This window comes from Halalkalibacterium halodurans (genome assembly GCF_004376175.1).
In the GTDB taxonomy this organism is placed as follows: Bacteria; Bacillota; Bacilli; order Bacillales; family Bacillaceae_D; genus Halalkalibacterium; species Halalkalibacterium halodurans.
In genome coordinates this window covers 364-17,832 of record NZ_SNUY01000058.1, presented here as the reverse complement: position 1 = coordinate 17,832, position 17,469 = coordinate 364, and the positions used below count along the sequence as shown (strand labels likewise).

15 protein-coding genes are annotated in these 17,469 nt (G+C 42.6%); 11 read left to right on the top strand and 4 right to left on the bottom strand.

Annotation, left to right across the window (positions count from 1 at the left end; genetic code table 11):
* Nucleotides 1-15 precede the first annotated feature (15 nt).
* Both E2L07_RS16025 and E2L07_RS16020 read left to right on the top strand, forming a co-directional pair.
* Entirely contained in the window at nucleotides 16-1,365 is a 1,350-nt protein-coding gene (locus E2L07_RS16025) for an MFS transporter (RefSeq protein ID WP_134230056.1), read from the top strand.
* 96 nt (nucleotides 1,366-1,461) lie between these two features.
* A complete protein-coding gene (locus tag E2L07_RS16020; RefSeq protein WP_010900004.1) occupies nucleotides 1,462-1,722 on the top strand; it encodes a hypothetical protein in 261 nt (86 codons plus the stop codon).
* An 86-nt stretch (nucleotides 1,723-1,808) separates the two neighbouring features.
* On the opposite strand, the gene E2L07_RS16015 is transcribed toward E2L07_RS16020, so the two are convergent.
* Nucleotides 1,809-2,444 (bottom strand): YitT family protein, encoded by a 636-nt coding sequence (locus E2L07_RS16015; RefSeq protein WP_134230055.1) that lies wholly within the window; start codon nucleotides 2,442-2,444, stop codon nucleotides 1,809-1,811.
* Nucleotides 2,445-2,617: 173 nt separating this feature from the next.
* On the opposite strand from E2L07_RS16015, the gene E2L07_RS16010 reads away from it, so the two are divergent.
* The gene (locus tag E2L07_RS16010; protein WP_010900002.1) at nucleotides 2,618-3,082 is read left to right on the top strand and encodes an Lrp/AsnC family transcriptional regulator; all 465 of its coding nucleotides are present in this window, start codon (nucleotides 2,618-2,620) and stop codon (nucleotides 3,080-3,082) included.
* A 38-nt stretch (nucleotides 3,083-3,120) separates the two neighbouring features.
* Here E2L07_RS16010 and E2L07_RS16005 read toward each other — a convergent pair whose 3' ends face one another.
* Nucleotides 3,121-3,672, bottom strand: a complete 552-nt coding sequence (locus E2L07_RS16005; RefSeq protein WP_010900001.1) for a YpiB family protein — start codon at nucleotides 3,670-3,672, stop codon at nucleotides 3,121-3,123.
* A 208-nt stretch (nucleotides 3,673-3,880) separates the two neighbouring features.
* On the opposite strand from E2L07_RS16005, the gene E2L07_RS16000 reads away from it, so the two are divergent.
* The 4 genes from E2L07_RS16000 to E2L07_RS15985 all read left to right on the top strand — a co-directional run bounded on the left by E2L07_RS16000 (nucleotide 3,881) and on the right by E2L07_RS15985 (nucleotide 8,065).
* Complete coding sequence (locus E2L07_RS16000) at nucleotides 3,881-5,257, top strand: dipeptidase (RefSeq protein WP_134230054.1); 1,377 nt, start codon at nucleotides 3,881-3,883, stop codon at nucleotides 5,255-5,257.
* Nucleotides 5,258-5,378: 121 nt separating this feature from the next.
* On the top strand, nucleotides 5,379-5,657 hold the full coding sequence (locus tag E2L07_RS15995) for a thiamine-binding protein (protein ID WP_010899999.1): 279 nt from the start codon (nucleotides 5,379-5,381) through the stop codon (nucleotides 5,655-5,657).
* A 324-nt stretch (nucleotides 5,658-5,981) separates the two neighbouring features.
* Entirely contained in the window at nucleotides 5,982-7,613 is a 1,632-nt protein-coding gene (locus E2L07_RS15990; RefSeq protein WP_134230053.1) for a thiamine pyrophosphate-binding protein, read from the top strand.
* 59 nt (nucleotides 7,614-7,672) lie between these two features.
* Entirely contained in the window at nucleotides 7,673-8,065 is a 393-nt protein-coding gene (locus E2L07_RS15985; protein ID WP_134230052.1) for a VOC family protein, read from the top strand.
* 40 nt (nucleotides 8,066-8,105) lie between these two features.
* Here E2L07_RS15985 and E2L07_RS15980 read toward each other — a convergent pair whose 3' ends face one another.
* A complete protein-coding gene (locus E2L07_RS15980) occupies nucleotides 8,106-9,638 on the bottom strand; it encodes an FAD-dependent oxidoreductase (RefSeq protein ID WP_134230051.1) in 1,533 nt (510 codons plus the stop codon).
* A gap of 347 nt (nucleotides 9,639-9,985) precedes the next feature.
* Between E2L07_RS15980 and E2L07_RS15975 the strand changes: the two genes are divergently transcribed.
* The 4 genes from E2L07_RS15975 (at nucleotide 9,986) to glnA (ending at nucleotide 16,018) form a co-directional block, all read left to right on the top strand.
* A complete protein-coding gene (locus tag E2L07_RS15975; RefSeq protein ID WP_010899995.1) occupies nucleotides 9,986-10,351 on the top strand; it encodes a Na-translocating system protein MpsC family protein in 366 nt (121 codons plus the stop codon).
* A 139-nt stretch (nucleotides 10,352-10,490) separates the two neighbouring features.
* Complete coding sequence (locus E2L07_RS15970; protein WP_010899994.1) at nucleotides 10,491-11,504, top strand: sodium-dependent bicarbonate transport family permease; 1,014 nt, start codon at nucleotides 10,491-10,493, stop codon at nucleotides 11,502-11,504.
* Nucleotides 11,505-12,090: 586 nt separating this feature from the next.
* Nucleotides 12,091-13,752 (top strand): glycoside hydrolase family 13 protein, encoded by a 1,662-nt coding sequence (locus E2L07_RS15965; RefSeq protein ID WP_134230050.1) that lies wholly within the window; start codon nucleotides 12,091-12,093, stop codon nucleotides 13,750-13,752.
* 904 nt (nucleotides 13,753-14,656) lie between these two features.
* Nucleotides 14,657-16,018, top strand: a complete 1,362-nt coding sequence (glnA, locus tag E2L07_RS15960; protein WP_134230049.1) for a type I glutamate--ammonia ligase — start codon at nucleotides 14,657-14,659, stop codon at nucleotides 16,016-16,018.
* Between the two features lie 91 nt (nucleotides 16,019-16,109).
* Here the strand turns inward: glnA and rarD are convergent, their stop codons facing one another.
* A complete protein-coding gene (gene rarD, locus E2L07_RS15955; RefSeq protein WP_053430022.1) occupies nucleotides 16,110-17,036 on the bottom strand; it encodes an EamA family transporter RarD in 927 nt (308 codons plus the stop codon).
* Nucleotides 17,037-17,469: the final 433 nt, after the last annotated feature.

The window sequence follows — 17,469 nt, the reverse complement described above, 5'->3', positions numbered from 1 at the left end:
AAGTAGGCGGCTAAAATGGACCCGTGTCGAGAGGCGATCGTGGAAGATCGTTTAAATGAATGGGAAGAAGCACATAAACAAAAGGTTCTTGTGAAGACCACGAAAAAACGAGAGACTCTTTGGCAGCAACCAGGTTACAAAAAGCTCTTTACTTCTTATAGCATTTCAATGGTTGGGCAGTGGCTCGATCTTGTCGCCCTTCTTGTATTATTCGGCTACGTATGGAACGCTGATCCGCTATTGTTAGCGTTCATTCCAATTGCCTTTGCATTACCGCAAATGTTGTTCGGCCAATTTGCTGGTGTATTTGTTAAAAAGTATCACAAAGTGAAGGTTATGGCTGTAGCGGATGGGGTAACGTCTTTACTCACAATCTCGCTTTTGTTCACTGGTCATCCTCTCGTTGTGTTAGGAATCATCTCATTGCGAGCGACTGTCAACGTTGTCCATTACCCTGCCCAACAAAGCTTGCTTAGGCAGCTTATACGAGACGATTTACGATTGCAGGCGATTACGTGGAATGGCGCCGTCTCTCAAGCGGCGAAAATCATTGGGCCGATGGGGGGTGGAGCGTTACTAACGGCGTTCTCACCTCACACGCTCATTCTCTTAAATGGCATTGCTTTTTTATTATCAGCGCTTCTCTTGACGACCTTGTTTCGTAACGTGAAAGTAGTAGAAAAGGACACTTCTTTGGAAAATCAGTCATCGTTCTGGGCAAGTTGGAAAGCAGGCTGGCAAGTCGTTTTTAAGCGAAAGGTCATTTACTTTTCCTTCGCCATTGCTTTGTTAGGAATGTCGGTAATTCAAATGGTCGATATTCAGTTCCCAGTCTTATTTCGGCAAATTGCAGCCGCTCAGCCCCAAATGGTGGCGTGGATCATGGCGGCGATCGGGACTGGTGCGATTGCCATGATGGCCTTTCTCGGCAGAATGAAGAAGCTGCGTAACGTAGGGATGTGGTTGGCTGGGGCCATGATCTGTATCGGGATTGCGTTTTTGGGAATAGGGATGCTGCAGGAGGGCTTCCTCATGATGATTCCGATCGGGCTTGGATTGATCGCGGGGCTAGGTACAGGTACGTCCATGGTCGTCTCCAATTACATTATCCAGACGGAGCCGAGGGAGCAGGAAGTAAGTCAGGTGGCAGGAATCTATCAGTCTTTGATCAGCATGGCCATCCTTTTACCACCACTTCTAGGGGCATGGCTTATTCATCTCATCGGCATCATTTTGCTCTTTCAGATTGTCGGAGCTGTGCTTCTCATCATCGGAGGAATGGCCTTATGCCTTCATCCGATTCTGTTTACGACGAAGCAGGGAACAAAAGAGGCAGGAACAAAACTCCTAATAGCGAAAGAATAAAGCTAGAACGTTTTCGGAAATCCTTTTATAATATAGAAAAACATAGGAAAAGATCATGTTTACGATCAAACTTTGTGACAGTGGGGAGGGCTGGTTGTGGAAGGTGTCATGAGTTTCTTATTTGGTGCTCTCAGTTTGTTTTATCCATTGCTCATTGCATCCGTTCTTTTGTTTGGCTATGCCTTTGTGAAACGTTCATGGGTTGGGATGGTGGTATGTGCCATTTTACTTTACCCTAATGCTTGGTTTGTGAGCATGCATCCACCGTTTCCTTGGGTTATTTACACCCCTGTCATCCCCATCATGCTCGCAGCCGTCTTTTATCTAATGAAAAGAACAAGGCTAAGGACTAATTGAACGAATGGTTTTTTGAAAAAGCCTGTATCAAGATTACTTAGTAATCGACGATACAGGCTTTTCTATCGGAAAAGACGAATGCCCCTTTACTCTGCCACTGGAATCCGTGAATTTGGCGTTGATGCCATAGAAGAGGACTTCGGTTTTTCAGCCAACTGGCGGCTAGCGATCTCTTTTTTGAAGTAGCTAATAATGCGAGAGGTGACCGCAATCGATAGGATCGACAGAAGACCGCGGATGACGCCAACGGACACCATGCTAAGAAGAACAACAGAAACGTCAAACAAGAAGTTTGTTTTCCCTGGATCGATCGCCAATCGTTTTTGTAAGTAGAGGGCCAAAATGTTTGCCCCTCCTAAAGACGAGCCATTCATAAAAATGAGCGATAGACCAAGGCCAATCAAACCGCCGCCGAATACGGCACCGAGCCAAACAGGGACGTTGAAAGAAGGCAGCCAAACGTCTAAGCTCGTCACCAAGGAAAGCAAGGATACAGAAATGATCGTGGATCGTGTAAAGCTCCAACCCATTCGTAGCAAGGAAAAAAGGTAAAACGGAACGTTCACGAGAAAAAAGGTTAACGCAAACGGAAGATTGAAAAGATACGTCATGCCTAAGGAAAGCCCGGCTGTCCCTCCAGTAACAAGGTTAGCATGACGTAATAAAATAACGCCACAGCTCGTAATCACAATGCCTAAAAAAATCCACAGCCATTTCTTCATGTGCAACCCACCTACGTTGTTAAAAATTCCGCGCAACATATGCTCTACTTTTAATTTTAGAATGTTAAATGGAAATAGGGCATAGTATAATGAATGAAAAAGGTGAGTATTGACTCCATTTTGAATGTATTTTTTATAGGATGGCTTCAATATGGTAAAACAGGAGGGTGGATATGGATAAGCTTGATATAAAATTGCTTGAGCTGCTGCAAAAAAATGCACGGACGACGATAAGCGAGCTTTCAAAAGAGTTAGCCTTGAGCCGCCCGAGCGTTTCTGAACGGTTGCAACGGCTTCAAGAAAGTGGTGTGATTGAAGAATATAGTGCTCGCATTTCCTTAGCAGGGGTCGGACGAGACATGCTATTAATTATTCTAGTGAGCGGACTGCGTGTACCGTTAAAAGACTTTGAAGACATGGTGAAATCGGAAGAGATGATTATTGAATGTCATCGGGTGACAGGAGAGGTTAGCTATATGTTGAAGGCGGCTGTCCCGAACATGAACAGCATGAGGATCTTAATTGATAAGCTTATCCCGTATGGAAACATTAACACGTCTACGGTGATTGGTTCTCCTGTTCCATACCGGTATATCTTGCCGGTCGAAAAAGACGAAGAGCAAAGTGATGGCACGTGAAAAAGAACTTCCGAGGGGACGAGAAGTTCAATAGTAGGTTAGGAAGACCGTCTATCTAGCTCTTGTAGCTTCTTCACGAGATCTTTAAAGCGCCGTTCATCCTTGAGATCAAGAGCTTCATCAATTTGCTGAAGCAACATCTTTTTCTCATTTTCGATAAGAACAGCTTCGATGAGTGAGTCGGTTTCCTCTTTATATGCTTGAAACTGCTTGAAACGTTTAATGTATTCGCGGGATTCGGAATCGAGCATTTGTAAGTATTGGTGATTTTGCGCTTTTCCGTGGAAATGCAAAATTAAGTAGATCGGGTCAGCGGGGTTCGCTTGAAGTTCACCGAGTGCTCGAATCGGATCTTCAATTTTCCTTCGGTATAAATAAAAAGCAAACCCTGGCTCATCTGACTGCAAGGTAGAAATGACGAGCGTTCGTTCACGGCCGCGAATTTCTTCAGTAAACATCACTTGTTCGAGCAAATGATAATGTTGTAAAAGGTATTCAAGTATCCGCTTCGCATCTTTTCGTTTTAATTGTTGTGTGAGGAACCATTTAAGGAATTGACGTTTTTCTGCAACGGATACCCACTTGCCCATAAGACGATCACCCTTAAAAGCCTTTTCTACCAGTGTACCATAGATAAGATGATCCTTTTCATCTATGTGAAAAAATCTGACACTCTTTTCGGAACAAACGGATCAATAGAACCGCTTTGCTCAACTTTTTTAGCCTTCTGTGCTACGATGGAGGCAAAGGGAATTACTTCGCTTAGCGAACTATATGGAAGGGAAAGGAGCATGGCACATGAATGATGTACGTACATATTTAGAGCAAAAACGCGAGGAGCACCTAGACGAATTGAAACAGCTTCTCGCCATACCGAGTGTGAGCGCTTTATCAGAGCATAAGGAAGATGTGCGAAAAGCAGCTGCTTGGTTCGTAGACACACTGCAAAAGGCAGGGTTAGAACATGTGGAAATGATCGAGACAAAGGGACATCCCCTCGTGTATGCTGATTGGCTCCATGCGAAGGGAAAGCCGACTGTGCTCATTTACGGCCACTATGACGTCCAGCCTGTCGATCCTATCAATTTATGGGAAACACCTCCTTTTGAGCCATCGATTCGCGAAGGGAAAATTTTTGCACGTGGAGCGACCGACGATAAAGGGCAAACATTCATGCATATAAAAGCATTGGAGGCCCTATTAAAAACGGAAGGCACACTCCCTGTAAACGTCAAATTGATTATTGAAGGGGAGGAGGAGATCGGTAGCCCAAACTTAGATCCATTCGTTGAACAGGAGCAAAATAAGCTTCAAGCAGATGTCCTCGTGATCTCTGATACGCCGATGCTCGGAAAAGGAAAACCGGCCATTTGTACAGGATTACGCGGGCTTTGTAGCTTACAAATCGACGTCAAAGGAACAAAAGGGGATCTCCATTCAGGTTTATACGGAGGTGCTGTGCAAAACTCCGTCCACGCGCTCGTCCAACTTCTTGATTCGATGAGAAATGAAAAAGGACAGGTTATGGTTGAAGGATTTTATGACGATGTGGTGGACGCCTCTCCAGAGGAACGGGAGAGCTTTGCAAGACTTGATCACCACGATGATGAAATGAAGGATGAACTAGGGGTAACAGAATTGTTTGGTGAAGAAGGCTTCTCTACTCTTGAGAGGACATGGATTCGTCCGACGTTAGAAATCAACGGAATCTACGGAGGCTTCCAAGGAGAAGGGGTAAAAACAGTCATCCCTTCTGAAGCCCATGCAAAAATCACGTGCCGTCTCGTCCCAGATCAGGACCCGGATCAAATTGCGTCTCTCATCGAAAAGCACATTGAAGCCCATACACCACCAGGGGTAAAGGTGACGACGACTCGATTTGACACGGGGCGCCCTTTTGCTGCCTCGGTTGGCCACCCTGCGATTCAAGCAGCCGCACGTTCTTATGAAACCATATATGGAGAGCCAGCTGTATTTACACGGATGGGAGGATCGATCCCAGTCGTTGAAACATTTCATCGCTTAATGAAGCTACCGATCGTCCTGATGGGATTTGGACTGCCAAGCGAAAATTTTCATGCGCCGAATGAACATTTCCACCTTGAAAATTTTGATAAAGGCCTCGTTACTTTATGTCACTATTGGCATGAGCTAGCCAACATAGAGGAAAATTGAAGTCCAACACGTGCGGCATGTACACCGCACGTGTTGTTTTTTCATGGTTTAACTTATGTTTAAAAACAGGACAGAACGGTAAACTATTCAGAAACGAGAAAATGAAAGGAGGATGGGTGTAATGGCAGAAGTTACAGTTGGCTTTCAAGTTATGCCAAATGGTAAAGATATGGACACACATGGGGTCATCCCGGAAATTGTAGAGGTCGTGAAAGAATCTGGACTCAAATATGAGGTAGGGCCAATGGAGACAGTGGTTGAAGGCAAGCTTGATGATGTATTTTCCCTCATTAAGCAAGCGCAGCAAGTAGGCATCGACGCGGGAGCTTCTGAAGTCATGACGAACGTCAAAATTCACTATCGTCCAGAAGGTGTGTCCATTGAAAACAAAAGCAAATAAACGTCGCTCGGGGTTTTGCTCCCGAGCTTTTTTTATTCGTTCGAGGCGTCTTAGCGTAAAGTCGGCAAAAAAACAGGAGAAGCCCAGAAATTTCGTTTTGCAGATGAACTTGTCTGTGTACAAAGGGGGACAAAAGCTGAGCCAATAAGCCGTTCTTTACAAATCCTTTATATTACTTTTATACCAACAATCTTTGAGTTGTGGCAGGAAAAATGCTTTCTTAAACGAAATTTGTTATATGATGTAAATTTTCAAAATGATGACAGCATGGCACGAGCGAAAGAAAGAATCAACCTTAATATTTAAGTTGGGGAGTTGATTTGATTGAAAGCAGTGCGCAGTGTTTTAGATTATTTAGCAAAGGGCGGGGTTGATACGGTTTTCGGAATTCCAGCAGGATCTGTAAATGCTTTTTTTGATGAGCTGTATTCAATGCCACAAATGACGCCGGTTATTGCCAAACACGAAGGAGCCGCTTCGTATATGGCGGCAGCATATGCGAAATACTCTGGCCAGCTAGCGGTTGCCATTGGTTGTAGTGGACCAGGCAGCACTAATCTTCTTACTGGAGCAGCGAACGCGATGCGAGAACAGCTCCCGATTCTGTTTCTTACCGGAGCTGTACCGACTAATACAGAGGGGTTGAACGCTTCACAAGAGTTGGATGTTCAGCCGCTGTATGCACCGGTTACTAAATATAGTGTGACGGTTCGAAAAGGGAGCGATTTGCTTTCGGAAGTAGAGAAAGCGGTGACGATCGCCCTTTCGCCTGTTCCCGGCCCTGTCCATGTGGCCATGCCAATTGATGTTCAGCTTGAGACGATCGAACCACCCGACCTACCTTCTTATCCGACACAACCACGCACCATGCCCTCAAATCAGTCAGTAAAACAAGCCGCACGAGAATTAACAGAGTTAAAGAACGGAATTGTTTTTATTGGCCAAGGTGTTCGACGAGCGGTGCGTGAAGCAATTGAGATGGCAGAACGGTTACGTTGGCCAATCGTTACAACACCTCAAGCGAAGGGATACATTCCTTCAGGTCACCCGCTTAATAAAGGAGTATTCGGATTTGCTGGACATACTACTGCCTCTGACTTACTCAATGGAGAAGAGGGAGATGGGCTCTTTATTATCGGATCAAGCTTGGGGGAAACAGCGACAAATAACTACAACAAAAAGCTAACGGATGGACGTTATGTTATTCAGTTAGATCACGATAAAACCGTGTTTAATAGAAAATATAAAATCGATTTTCCGATAGTTGGAGATGTAAAAATAACGTTGACTGAGCTGAATCTAGAGTTGGAGCGGCTAGGGCGAGATCATCAACCGCAACCAATTGCACGAGTAGAAAACAAAGTGAATAAAGAATACACGAGCCAGCACTTGTTACTAAGCATTCAGCAAGCTCTTCCACCAACAGCACGTTACCATATAGACATAGGGGAATTTATGTCCTATGTGATTCATTACATGGACGTTTATGAACCGGATACGTTTAATATCAATGTACATTTCGGTGCGATGGGAACAGCGATAGGTTCTGCCATTGGTGCGGCTATGGTCGATCGAAAACGTCCTACAGTTTGCATTACGGGAGATGGTTGCTTTTTTATGCATGGAATGGAGGTATTAACGGCTAAGGAGTACGGGCTCCCAATTTTGTTTGTGATTGTAAATAATGCAAGGCTAGGGATGGTCTATCATGGCCATGCTTTGCAATATCAAAGAACCCATCCTCGTTTTGAACAAGCGCCAGTCAATCTCTCAAAGCTATTGGAGTCAGTCGGAATACCGACGGCTCGAATCGAATCATTGGCAGATCTCAAAGAGGAGCGCATCAGCTCGTTGCTGCCAACGGATGGGCCTGCCATACTAGAGCTTGCAATAGTTGATTCACAAATACCACCAATGGGGGACCGTGTGAAATTTTTGTCGTCGTTCGGGAAGTAACGATGTATGATAGACGGGAGGCATCTATTATTTACGAGCATGGAAGGAGCTGTCGTTTGATGATTTCATATGAATGTTTACATCATGTAAGCCTCCCTGTTACTGATTTAAATAAAGCGGTCACTTTTTACCGAGATGTTCTCTGTTTAAAACCTTTGGAGCGTCCTGATTTTGACTTTGATGGTGCATGGTTCGGGGTAGGAGAGCAACAAATCCATCTCATTGTTTATGATCAAACGGAGATGTTGAGGGAGCAACCAACGATTGATACTAAGGAAGCACATTTTGCTCTTCGCGTACAAGATTATGAGGAAACACTTTCATGGCTTCAAAAGCATAACGTAGCCTATCGAGAAAATCGCACAAGTAGAAGCGGGTTTGCGCAAATATTTTGCTTAGATCCCGATGGAAATCAAATCGAATTACATGTGGAACAAAAAAAGGACCGCTAATGGAAATGACCATAGCAGTCCTTTTTCGTTTTAATGGTCGTTAGGTATGATCGATTTTTTTCAATGGTTTTTTTGCAGGACCTTCAACAACTTCTCCGTCATACGAAAAGCGCGATCCGTGACAAGGGCAATCCCAGGTACGATCTCCATGGTTCCAACTTACTTCACATCCCATATGGGTACACGTGGTGTCCACGAGATGCAGGGCTCCATCCGTATCACGATAGCCACCTGCACGCTTACCGTTTACGTTTACCACGTCTCCTTCATCCTTTTGCAACGATTCAGGGGTTCGTGAACCTTTTTCTGTTTTACCGTCAATGAGGTGTTTAGCTACGTCGACATTATATGCGAAAAATTTACGAAGGCTTGGATCAGCGACAAATCGCTGTGGAGCAAACAGCTTTTGATAGGCGTTTACTTGGCCGATAATCAGATCTGTGATTACATGAGCTGCGATTGTACCATTGGTCATGCCCCATTTTCGAAAACCTGTGGCAACAAGTATATGAGGATCATTGCTTGTGGCTGGTCCGATATAAGGCATCCGATCAAGGGTAACTAAATCTTGTGCAGACCAACGGTAAGAAATGTCAGTCACATTAAACATCTCACGGCTAAAAGATTCTAGTGCTTCATAATGGTAGTCGGTATCCATCCCTTGTCCTGTTTTATGTGTTTCTCCACTAATGAGCCAGAGGTCTTCTCCTTGGTAAGACGCATGGCGAATCGATCGTGGCGGGTCCTCAGCTGAGAGGTACATGCCACCAGGATATGGCTCTTTTACTTTTAGGCCAAGAACATAAGAGCGATCGGCGTACATACGAGAAAAGTAAAAGCCGCGATCAAAGAAAGGGAAGTGGGAGCTTTCAACGACATAATCACACGTTACTTTATGACCATCTCTCGTAAGAACCGTTCGGTGCTCGCCTTTATCAACATCTGTTGCAACCGTGTGCTCAAAAATGAGGCCGCCACGGTCTATAAAATCTTGAACGAGCTTCATTAAGTAGGCAATTGGATGAAACTGTGCCTGACCTTTCATGACAATCGCTTTTTTTATTGGGACTTGTAGAGGCATCGAGTCAATCAGTGATCCATTAATTTGTAGTTTTTCATAGGCGCGCATTTCTCGTTCTAATTTCGCTAGATACCGGTTAGCATTTGTGTAGATGTAGGCGTCATGCTCTTGGAAATCACAATCAATTGATAAGTCTTGAACGGTGTTTTTAATGAAAGTCTTAGCTTCCATCTGCGCATCGTAATATTGCTTTGCTTTATCCTCGCCAAAATGTTGAATAAATTCATCATAGATCAATCCGTGTTGGGCAGTGATTTTGGCTGTTGTGTGCCCAGTCGTTCCATTGAAAAATCGATCTGCTTCAAGAATGACCACTTTCTTACCTCTTTTTTGTAGCAAGTAAGCGGTGGTTATTCCAGTGATTCCCCCTCCAACAACGACGACATCAACTCGTAAATCATTTTGCAGTGGCTTAAAGTCAGGTAGGGGAGTGGATTGTCTCCAGTAAGGCTCAAGTGTATTTGGCTGTTTGTATTGCTCGCTCACGGCCATCCTCCTTCATATACGTATCTTTTTTTATCATTGTTACCAATCCCTAGGAAATAATGTATATACGTGCATCTTTTCTTGGGAAGTTTCTAAATTGTTTCACGTGAAACATTGATGGATAGAGTATGAAAGCGCTTCTGTAGGATGACAGGGCGAACTTCTTCCTAATTAAATGTTGACTTCATAGTGGATAAACTTTAAACTAAAATGTATAAGCTGACCATAGTAAATCCTTTAGCAAGGCTTTAGCATATAGTTTAATCATGCGATTGGCTATCTGAAAAAGCTGTAAGAGGATTGAAAGCCTAGTATTATTCTGTAAGATTTCGATAGGAAATTGATGAGGGACAATGAATAAAACAAAAGGAATGGTTGAATCAGAAATTAGTAAAGCTCTTACGCAATGGGAAAAAGATTATCTCGGACGAGGATCTGTCTCAGTGAAAACAGACCTTTTGCGAAATATGATCATTGTCACATTGCGAGGGATCTTAACCCCTGCAGAATATGCCTTGTGTGAAACCCAAGAAGGAAGAATTTCAATTAAACGAACTCGCGCTGACTTGGTTGAATCGGGAGAAAAAGATTTGAAAGAAATCATTCGCTCGATCATAGGGGAGCAGGTGCTAAGCATTCATACTGATTTAAGCACACGTACAGGAGAACGGATCATTGTGTTTAAATTAGAGAATGATGTTGAAAAAAATTTTTCATAACATAACAGGGAGATCTTCGAAGAACATAATGTTTGTTGAAGATAAACCGACAATTTTTTGAATGTATGGTGATAAGACCATCTATTCTTAAATTGTCGGTTTTTTTATTGCATATTTTCGTTAGAGGGAGGAATAAAAAGTGAGTGAAATCATCATACAAAACTTGATATCACCTGTAGTCTTGTTTTTTCTATTAGGTATTATTGCTGCGACCTTTAAATCTGATTTGCAGTTTCCAAAAGGATTGACAGAAGCGTTAAGTATGTACCTTTTGATTGCGATCGGAATAAAGGGAGGGATTGAACTTTCACACTATCATCTCGAAGCGGTAATTGGGCCAGTTATTGGGACGATATTTTTAGGCATGTTGATCCCGGTTATCGTTCTTATGATTACACGCTTGTTTATGAAAGTGGACTTAAAGAACTCAATTGCGCTTGCTGCCACTTATGGATCGACGAGTATAGTAACTTATGGTGCGGCTGTATCGTTTCTTGAGAAAAGTGGCACGACCTATGAAGGATTTATGAATGCGATGGTTGTGTTAAAGGAAAGTCCTGCAATTTTAGTATCCTTATTGTTATTAAGCATCATTGAAAGGCAACAGGCTGTTCCAACAACTTTATCTTCTAAACGAGTGGGAATTGTCTCAGGGCATCAGGGACTGATTGATAAAGAAGTACTGAAGGAAAGCTTTTTTGGAAAAAGCATTATATTACTTCTAGGAAGCCTAATTATTGGCCTTGTAGTAGGTGAACGAGCGATTCCGATGGTTCAACCTCTTTTTATCGACTTGTATCAAAGCGTTCTGATTCTTTTCCTTTTGTATATGGGGTTAACCGTTGGCGAACGTTTACCTGAAGTTAAAAAGCACGGAATCAAACTCATCCTGTTCGGTGTACTGACCCCGATTTTGCTTGGGGCGTTGGGTGTTCTCGTAGGAACACTTGCCGGTTTATCAGTTGGGGGAGCAACATTGATGGGGATTTTAGCAGGGAGCGCCTCCTATATTGCGGCTCCTGCTGCATTGCGAACGTCTGTACCAGAGGCAAATCCATCGATTTATTTAGGGCTATCACTAGGGGTCACTTTCCCGTTCAATCTTATCTTCGGTATTCCTCTTTATTTTGAATTTGCGAAGTTGCTTCATTAGAGAAGAGAGGGGAGTAAACCTTAAAACAAAAAAGTCGGGTGAACCGTTTTGTATCGGTTTATCCGACTTTTACTTTTTTGCCGTAAAAAAGTATAAAACTTTTATAAGCAAAGTCATTCGAGAGGGAGGGTGGAAAGAGACTATGAATCTTGCTGCCGTTTAAAGGGGATAGGAAACACTGAGTTTACTAACATACTACTAAAATTTTTATTCACTTTGATGGGTCGAACGTTTAAACAACCGTACCTGACGATAGCTAAAGTTTTATGTAGCTTGTTCAAAAGTAACACTAGCGACACTGTCGCTCGCTTTATAAAATGAGTCTGGGATAAGAACGACGAGTTAATCACTATATGAACATTTTACAAAAGTATGTTAAATCTATACTTACTCGAATTAATGTATCACGTGAAACATATTAAATGATTAAATTTCTATCTTATACAATAAACGGGATTTAAATAAGAGAAATCGTTTGCGCAATTGAGTTGAAATTGACAAGAAACAATTGTATTCTTTACAAAAAGCAAATATAATAAAGGAGCATGTGCAAACGTTTGCCATAAGGTGGAGGGGGCGATTTATCTTGAACAGACAATGGTGGAAGGAAGCGGTTGTTTACCAAATTTACCCGAGAAGTTTTTGTGACTCTAACGGGGACGGAATTGGTGATCTCCAAGGAGTTATTGAAAAATTAGATTATGTAAAAGGCCTAGGGATCGATGTGATTTGGATCTGTCCGATGTATCGATCACCAAATGATGATAACGGTTACGATATTAGCGACTATCAAGATATTATGGATGAGTTTGGGACAATGGAAGATTTTGATCAATTATTACATGAGGTTCATCGCCGAGGTATGAAGCTCATTATCGACCTTGTCATTAACCATACATCGGATGAACATCCGTGGTTTATTGAATCAAGATCGTCCAAGGATAACCCGAAAAGGGATTGGTATATATGGCGTGACCCGAAAGAGGACGGTTCTGAACCAAATAACTGGGAGTCTATTTTCAACGGTTCCGCTTGGGAGTATGATCAGGCTACAGGCCAATATTACATGCATATTTTCTCGAGAAAACAACCTGATTTAAATTGGGAAAACAGGGACGTGCGTAAAGCGTTATATCAAATGATCAATTGGTGGCTCGAAAAGGGAATCGACGGATTTCGTGTGGATGCCATTTCTCATATTAAAAAAGTAAAAGGGTTACCAGATTTACCGAATCCAAAAGGGCTCGATTATGTTCCTTCTTTTGAGGGGCATATGAACCGTGAAGGTATTCATGAATACTTGCAAGAGTTGAAACGGGAGACGTTCGATCACTTTAATATTATGACCGTAGGCGAAGCAAATGGGGTAACTGTGGAACAAGCGGACGATTGGGTTGGAGAAGATCATGGTGCCTTTAATATGATCTTTCAGTTTGAACATTTAGGATTGTGGGATAAAGGAGTAAATGGCACGGTTGACCTTGCTGAACTCAAGAGTATCTTTACGACATGGCAGAAAGGACTTGAAGGAAAAGGGTGGAATGCGTTATTTCTTGAAAATCATGACCAACCAAGAAGCGTATCCACATGGGGAAATGATAAGGAATATTGGAAAGAAAGTGCAAAAGCATTGGGGACGCTTTTCTTCTTTATGCAGGGTACTCCGTTTATTTACCAAGGGCAGGAGATTGGGATGACGAATGTCCGTTTTCCTTCAATAGAGGACTACGATGATGTAGGGATGAAAAACTTTTATCGAATTGAAACAGAAAAAGGACGCTCCCATGAAGAAATTATGGAGATCATTTGGCAAAAGGGGAGAGATAATTCCCGTACGCCGATGCAATGGAACGATCAAAAGCATGCAGGCTTCTCAACAGCAACGGAAACATGGATGGGGGTCAACCCAAATTATAAACAAATCAATGTAGAGAAGCAGCTAAAAGAAGAGGATTCTGTTCTTTCTTATTATAAGAAGATGATTGAATTAAGGAAGTCATCGGACCTTTTTGTTTATGGCAGTTACGATCTTGTCTTGCCTGAGCATAAACAGATTTTTGCCTATACGCGTACACTAGAGAAAGAGAGCGCGCTCATTCTGGTGAATATGTTTGCTGATGAGGTATCGTTCCAATTCCCACTCAAGTTAATTGGGGAGAAGGAACGTGTGCTTGGTAACTACAAAACACAAGGGGCGAAAGATAAGCTACGTCCGTATGAAGCAAGGGTATATCGCTGGCAATCTTAACGATGGAACAGAGGCAGGGATAGAACTAGCCAGACGTAATTAAAAAGGTTCAGATCATCAAATTAAAATGATCCGAACCTTTTTCTTTATACGGATAACTACGGCCGTTTCCAAGTTAATGGTCAAAATTCGCGACGCCTAGGGGAAAAGCAAGAGCTGAAGATCCATCGGGGCCCATTCCCCGATTAGCTGAAGCCTTGCCCGCGGGAAGCGAGTGTTCTTGAAACCATAAACCCCATATAAAATAAACACTCTTATTACTGTGTTTTGTCCCAGCTTCAGTTTAAATCCTTTGTTTGTAATCAATGTCTTTGTTAAAGGACTTAGCATATAACGATCCGACTAAGCGGTCGTAAGAAAAATGAGGAAAAGTACACTTTCTGACACGATCAAATGTAATTGTTGCGTAAAAACCTTGTTAAGGTTGTATGATTCTTGTGAAGAATTGTCGCAAGCGGTTGTTCTGTGTAGAAAAAATTGTTACGGTATAGACGAACCCATCATTGCAAGAGTTTTTTTCATCGAAATACCCCCCTTTATTTGGAGTGAATGGATAGACATTCACTCTTTTTTTATTCTATTGTAGATTACCTTCGTTAAGATTAAAGGGTAAGAAAAGATCGCTTTCGCCATAAACACTAGACGGCAGCCACGTATTTCTGACCTTTTCAGTTTACATAAGATCCGTAGTTCTAATGAATCATAAATCTGATTTTTCAGATTTTTGTAAGCGTTTCCTATCCCTTCGTTATAAGCTTTATTCGATTATGGGAAAAATCTCCTTATCAAAGTGTTTGTCAGATAATCTAACAAACCCATTGCGAGGCACTTTCTGTTCCTATACAGTAATGATAACAATTAAAGATGTCACATTACATTACAAGAAAAGGAAGTGTGTATGAAGATGACGACCGTTTCAGTGCCGACGCGTGAGAGTTTGATCGAGGAAATTAAAGAGACAATCAAAACGAAAAACGTTGAACTTCTACACCTACAGTTCGTAGATATTGAAGGAATTTTAAAGCATGTAACTGTTACTGCGGAACAAATCGATAGCGTGGTTGATGGAAAAATTATGTTCGATGGTTCATCCATTACTGGTTTCACACCGATCAACCAGTCAGATTTATACTTGCAGCCTGACCTAACAACATTTGCTGTATTGCCTTGGACGGAAGAAGAGGGCTATTCAGAAGGGCGTTTTCTCTGTAGCGTAAAAAAGCCAGATGGGTCTGACTTTGAAGGAGATCCGCGTAACATCTTAAAGAAAACGGTAGAACGTGCAAAAGAAAAAGGGTATTCCATCAGTGTCGGACCCGAATTAGAATTCTTCCTTTTTGAAACAGATGAGTATGGACTTCCTACAAAGCAGACACAAGACATCGGTGGATACTTCGAACCATCTCCAAAAGATAACGGAGAAAAAGTTCGCCTTGAAATTTATCGTACGTTAAAGGCCATGGGCTTTACCATTGAGGCGTCTCACCACGAGGTAGCTGAGGGCCAGCATGAGATCAACTTTAAATATGCTGATGCTTTAGGATCTGCTGATGCAGCGACAACGTATAAATGGGTCGTTAAAACCGTTGCGAAGCAATTCGGGCTTCACGCAACATTTATGCCGAAGCCACTTGGTGGTGCAAACGGTAGCGGAATGCATACAAACATCTCATTGTTTGATGATGAGAAGCAAGAAAATGCATTCTATGATGAAAGTGACAAACTAGGACTCTCAAAAACAGCTTATCAATTTATTGCTGGTTTAATTGAAAATGTAAAAGATTTCGTTGCGGTAACGAACCCGCTTGTAAACTCTTATAAGCGCCTTGTGCCAGGATATGAAGCACCTTGCTACATCGCATGGTCTGCTTCCAACCGTTCGGCACTAATCCGTATTCCAGCAACACGCGGAGCTGGAACACGTGTGGAAATCCGTTGCCCAGACCCAGCTGCTAACCCTTATTTAGCATTCGCTGTTGTCGCTTCTGCTGGTTTGGACGGAGTGGAACAAGAGCTTACAGCACCAGCTTCTGTTGATGCTGATATCTTCCACATGAGCGCAGAGGAAATTGCTGAGCGCGGAATTGAAAACTTACCTACAAGCCTTGAAGAAGCAATTAATCGCTTTGAAGAAGGGGAAATTGGTAAGAAAACATTCGGTGAGCACGCTTTCGGCGAGTATGTAGCGTTGAAACGTGGAGAGTGGGATGAATTCCGTACAACGGTTCACGATTGGGAAGTAGCAGCTTACCAAGGTAAATTTTAATCATTGGAATGAAGCACTTGTCGTCTCTTTAACAGAGGCGACAGGTGCTTTTTTAATAGTAGAATGAAAATCTAACTTCGGGATCGCTACCTCATGCACTTGCTTTTGCTAAGGCTTCTTTTTTCAATCGACCAGCGGTTCGCGAACGTGAGATGGTGAAGATAATCAAGCCAGTCCAGATGAGCAAGAAGGAGACGAACTGTACACGGCTAAAGGGTTCTTGAAAGAGAAAAACTCCGAGCATGAGCATGATCGTTGGGGCTAAGTATTGCAAAAAACCAATTAGCGAAAAAGAGATTCGCTTGGCTCCCGTTGCGAACAGTAGCAAAGGTAACGCTGTTGCGGCTCCAGATGCGATGATCAGCCACGCAGTAGACAAATGGTTCAGGCTAAAGGCACTTGCTCCTCCTGAGAGCGGAATGTAGAGAAGGAACAGCAAAGCGAATGGAGTCATGATCAATGTTTCAATTGTTAAACTAGCCCATGCGCTAAGGGAAACGACTTTTTTTATCAGGCCATACACGCCAAAGGAAATGGCTAGGGCGAAGGCGACCCAAGGGAAGGACCCATAATGAAGCGTGATGTTCAATACACCAGCAGCCGCTAAAAGGAAAGAAGCTACTTCCCATTTCGATAAGCTCTCCCGTAAAAAAACAATCGCTAGCAAGACGTTAATTAACGGGTTAATATAATAGCCGAGACTGGCTTCGATGACCTTGTCACTTGAGACCGCATAAATAAAAATAAACCAGTTCATGCTGATGAGAATGGCAGCCATCGTTATGCCAAAGGCTGTCTTTTTATTTGCTAAGGTATCCAAGATTTCTCTCATCACTTGGCGATTTTTCTTCATGACAGCTAACAAAATGACCATGAACCCAAGAGACCAAACGATACGATGGGCGAGCATTTCACTTGCTGGCACTTCATCCACCAGCTTCCAATAAAGGGGTAAAAATCCCCAGATAAGATAGGCGCTAATGGCCGCGATGACACCGGTTTTTTGTTGATTTTTCATGGCTGTTCCCCTCATCTTCTGAAAATTCAATAACAATGGATAGATCTAGTTTAGAGATTTATCGGGCGTATTTCAATTATTTTGTTTCGAGTGGCGAATGACTTTCGTTTGATGGATAAAGGCAGAGGATGGTGGGACGGTATGACATCGGTTAGAATCTGTCCAGTGGTTTTTCATTCATGTATGAGTAAAATGATTGTGGGAGAAGAAATAACCTGATCAACCAGGTAATGGAAGTTCATTACCTGGTTGATCAGGCCACCAAGCGAAAGCGCGGTAGGGATTAAGCAAAATACATGAAAAAAGGGTCTCTCCTTGGTAGAATCATAGTCGACAAAAACCCGATTCAAAGGAGAAACCCTATGCAAAAGAATAACACAGAATACCCAACTTTAAAAGAACTTGAACAGCTAGTTTGGAGGAAGTTACAGGA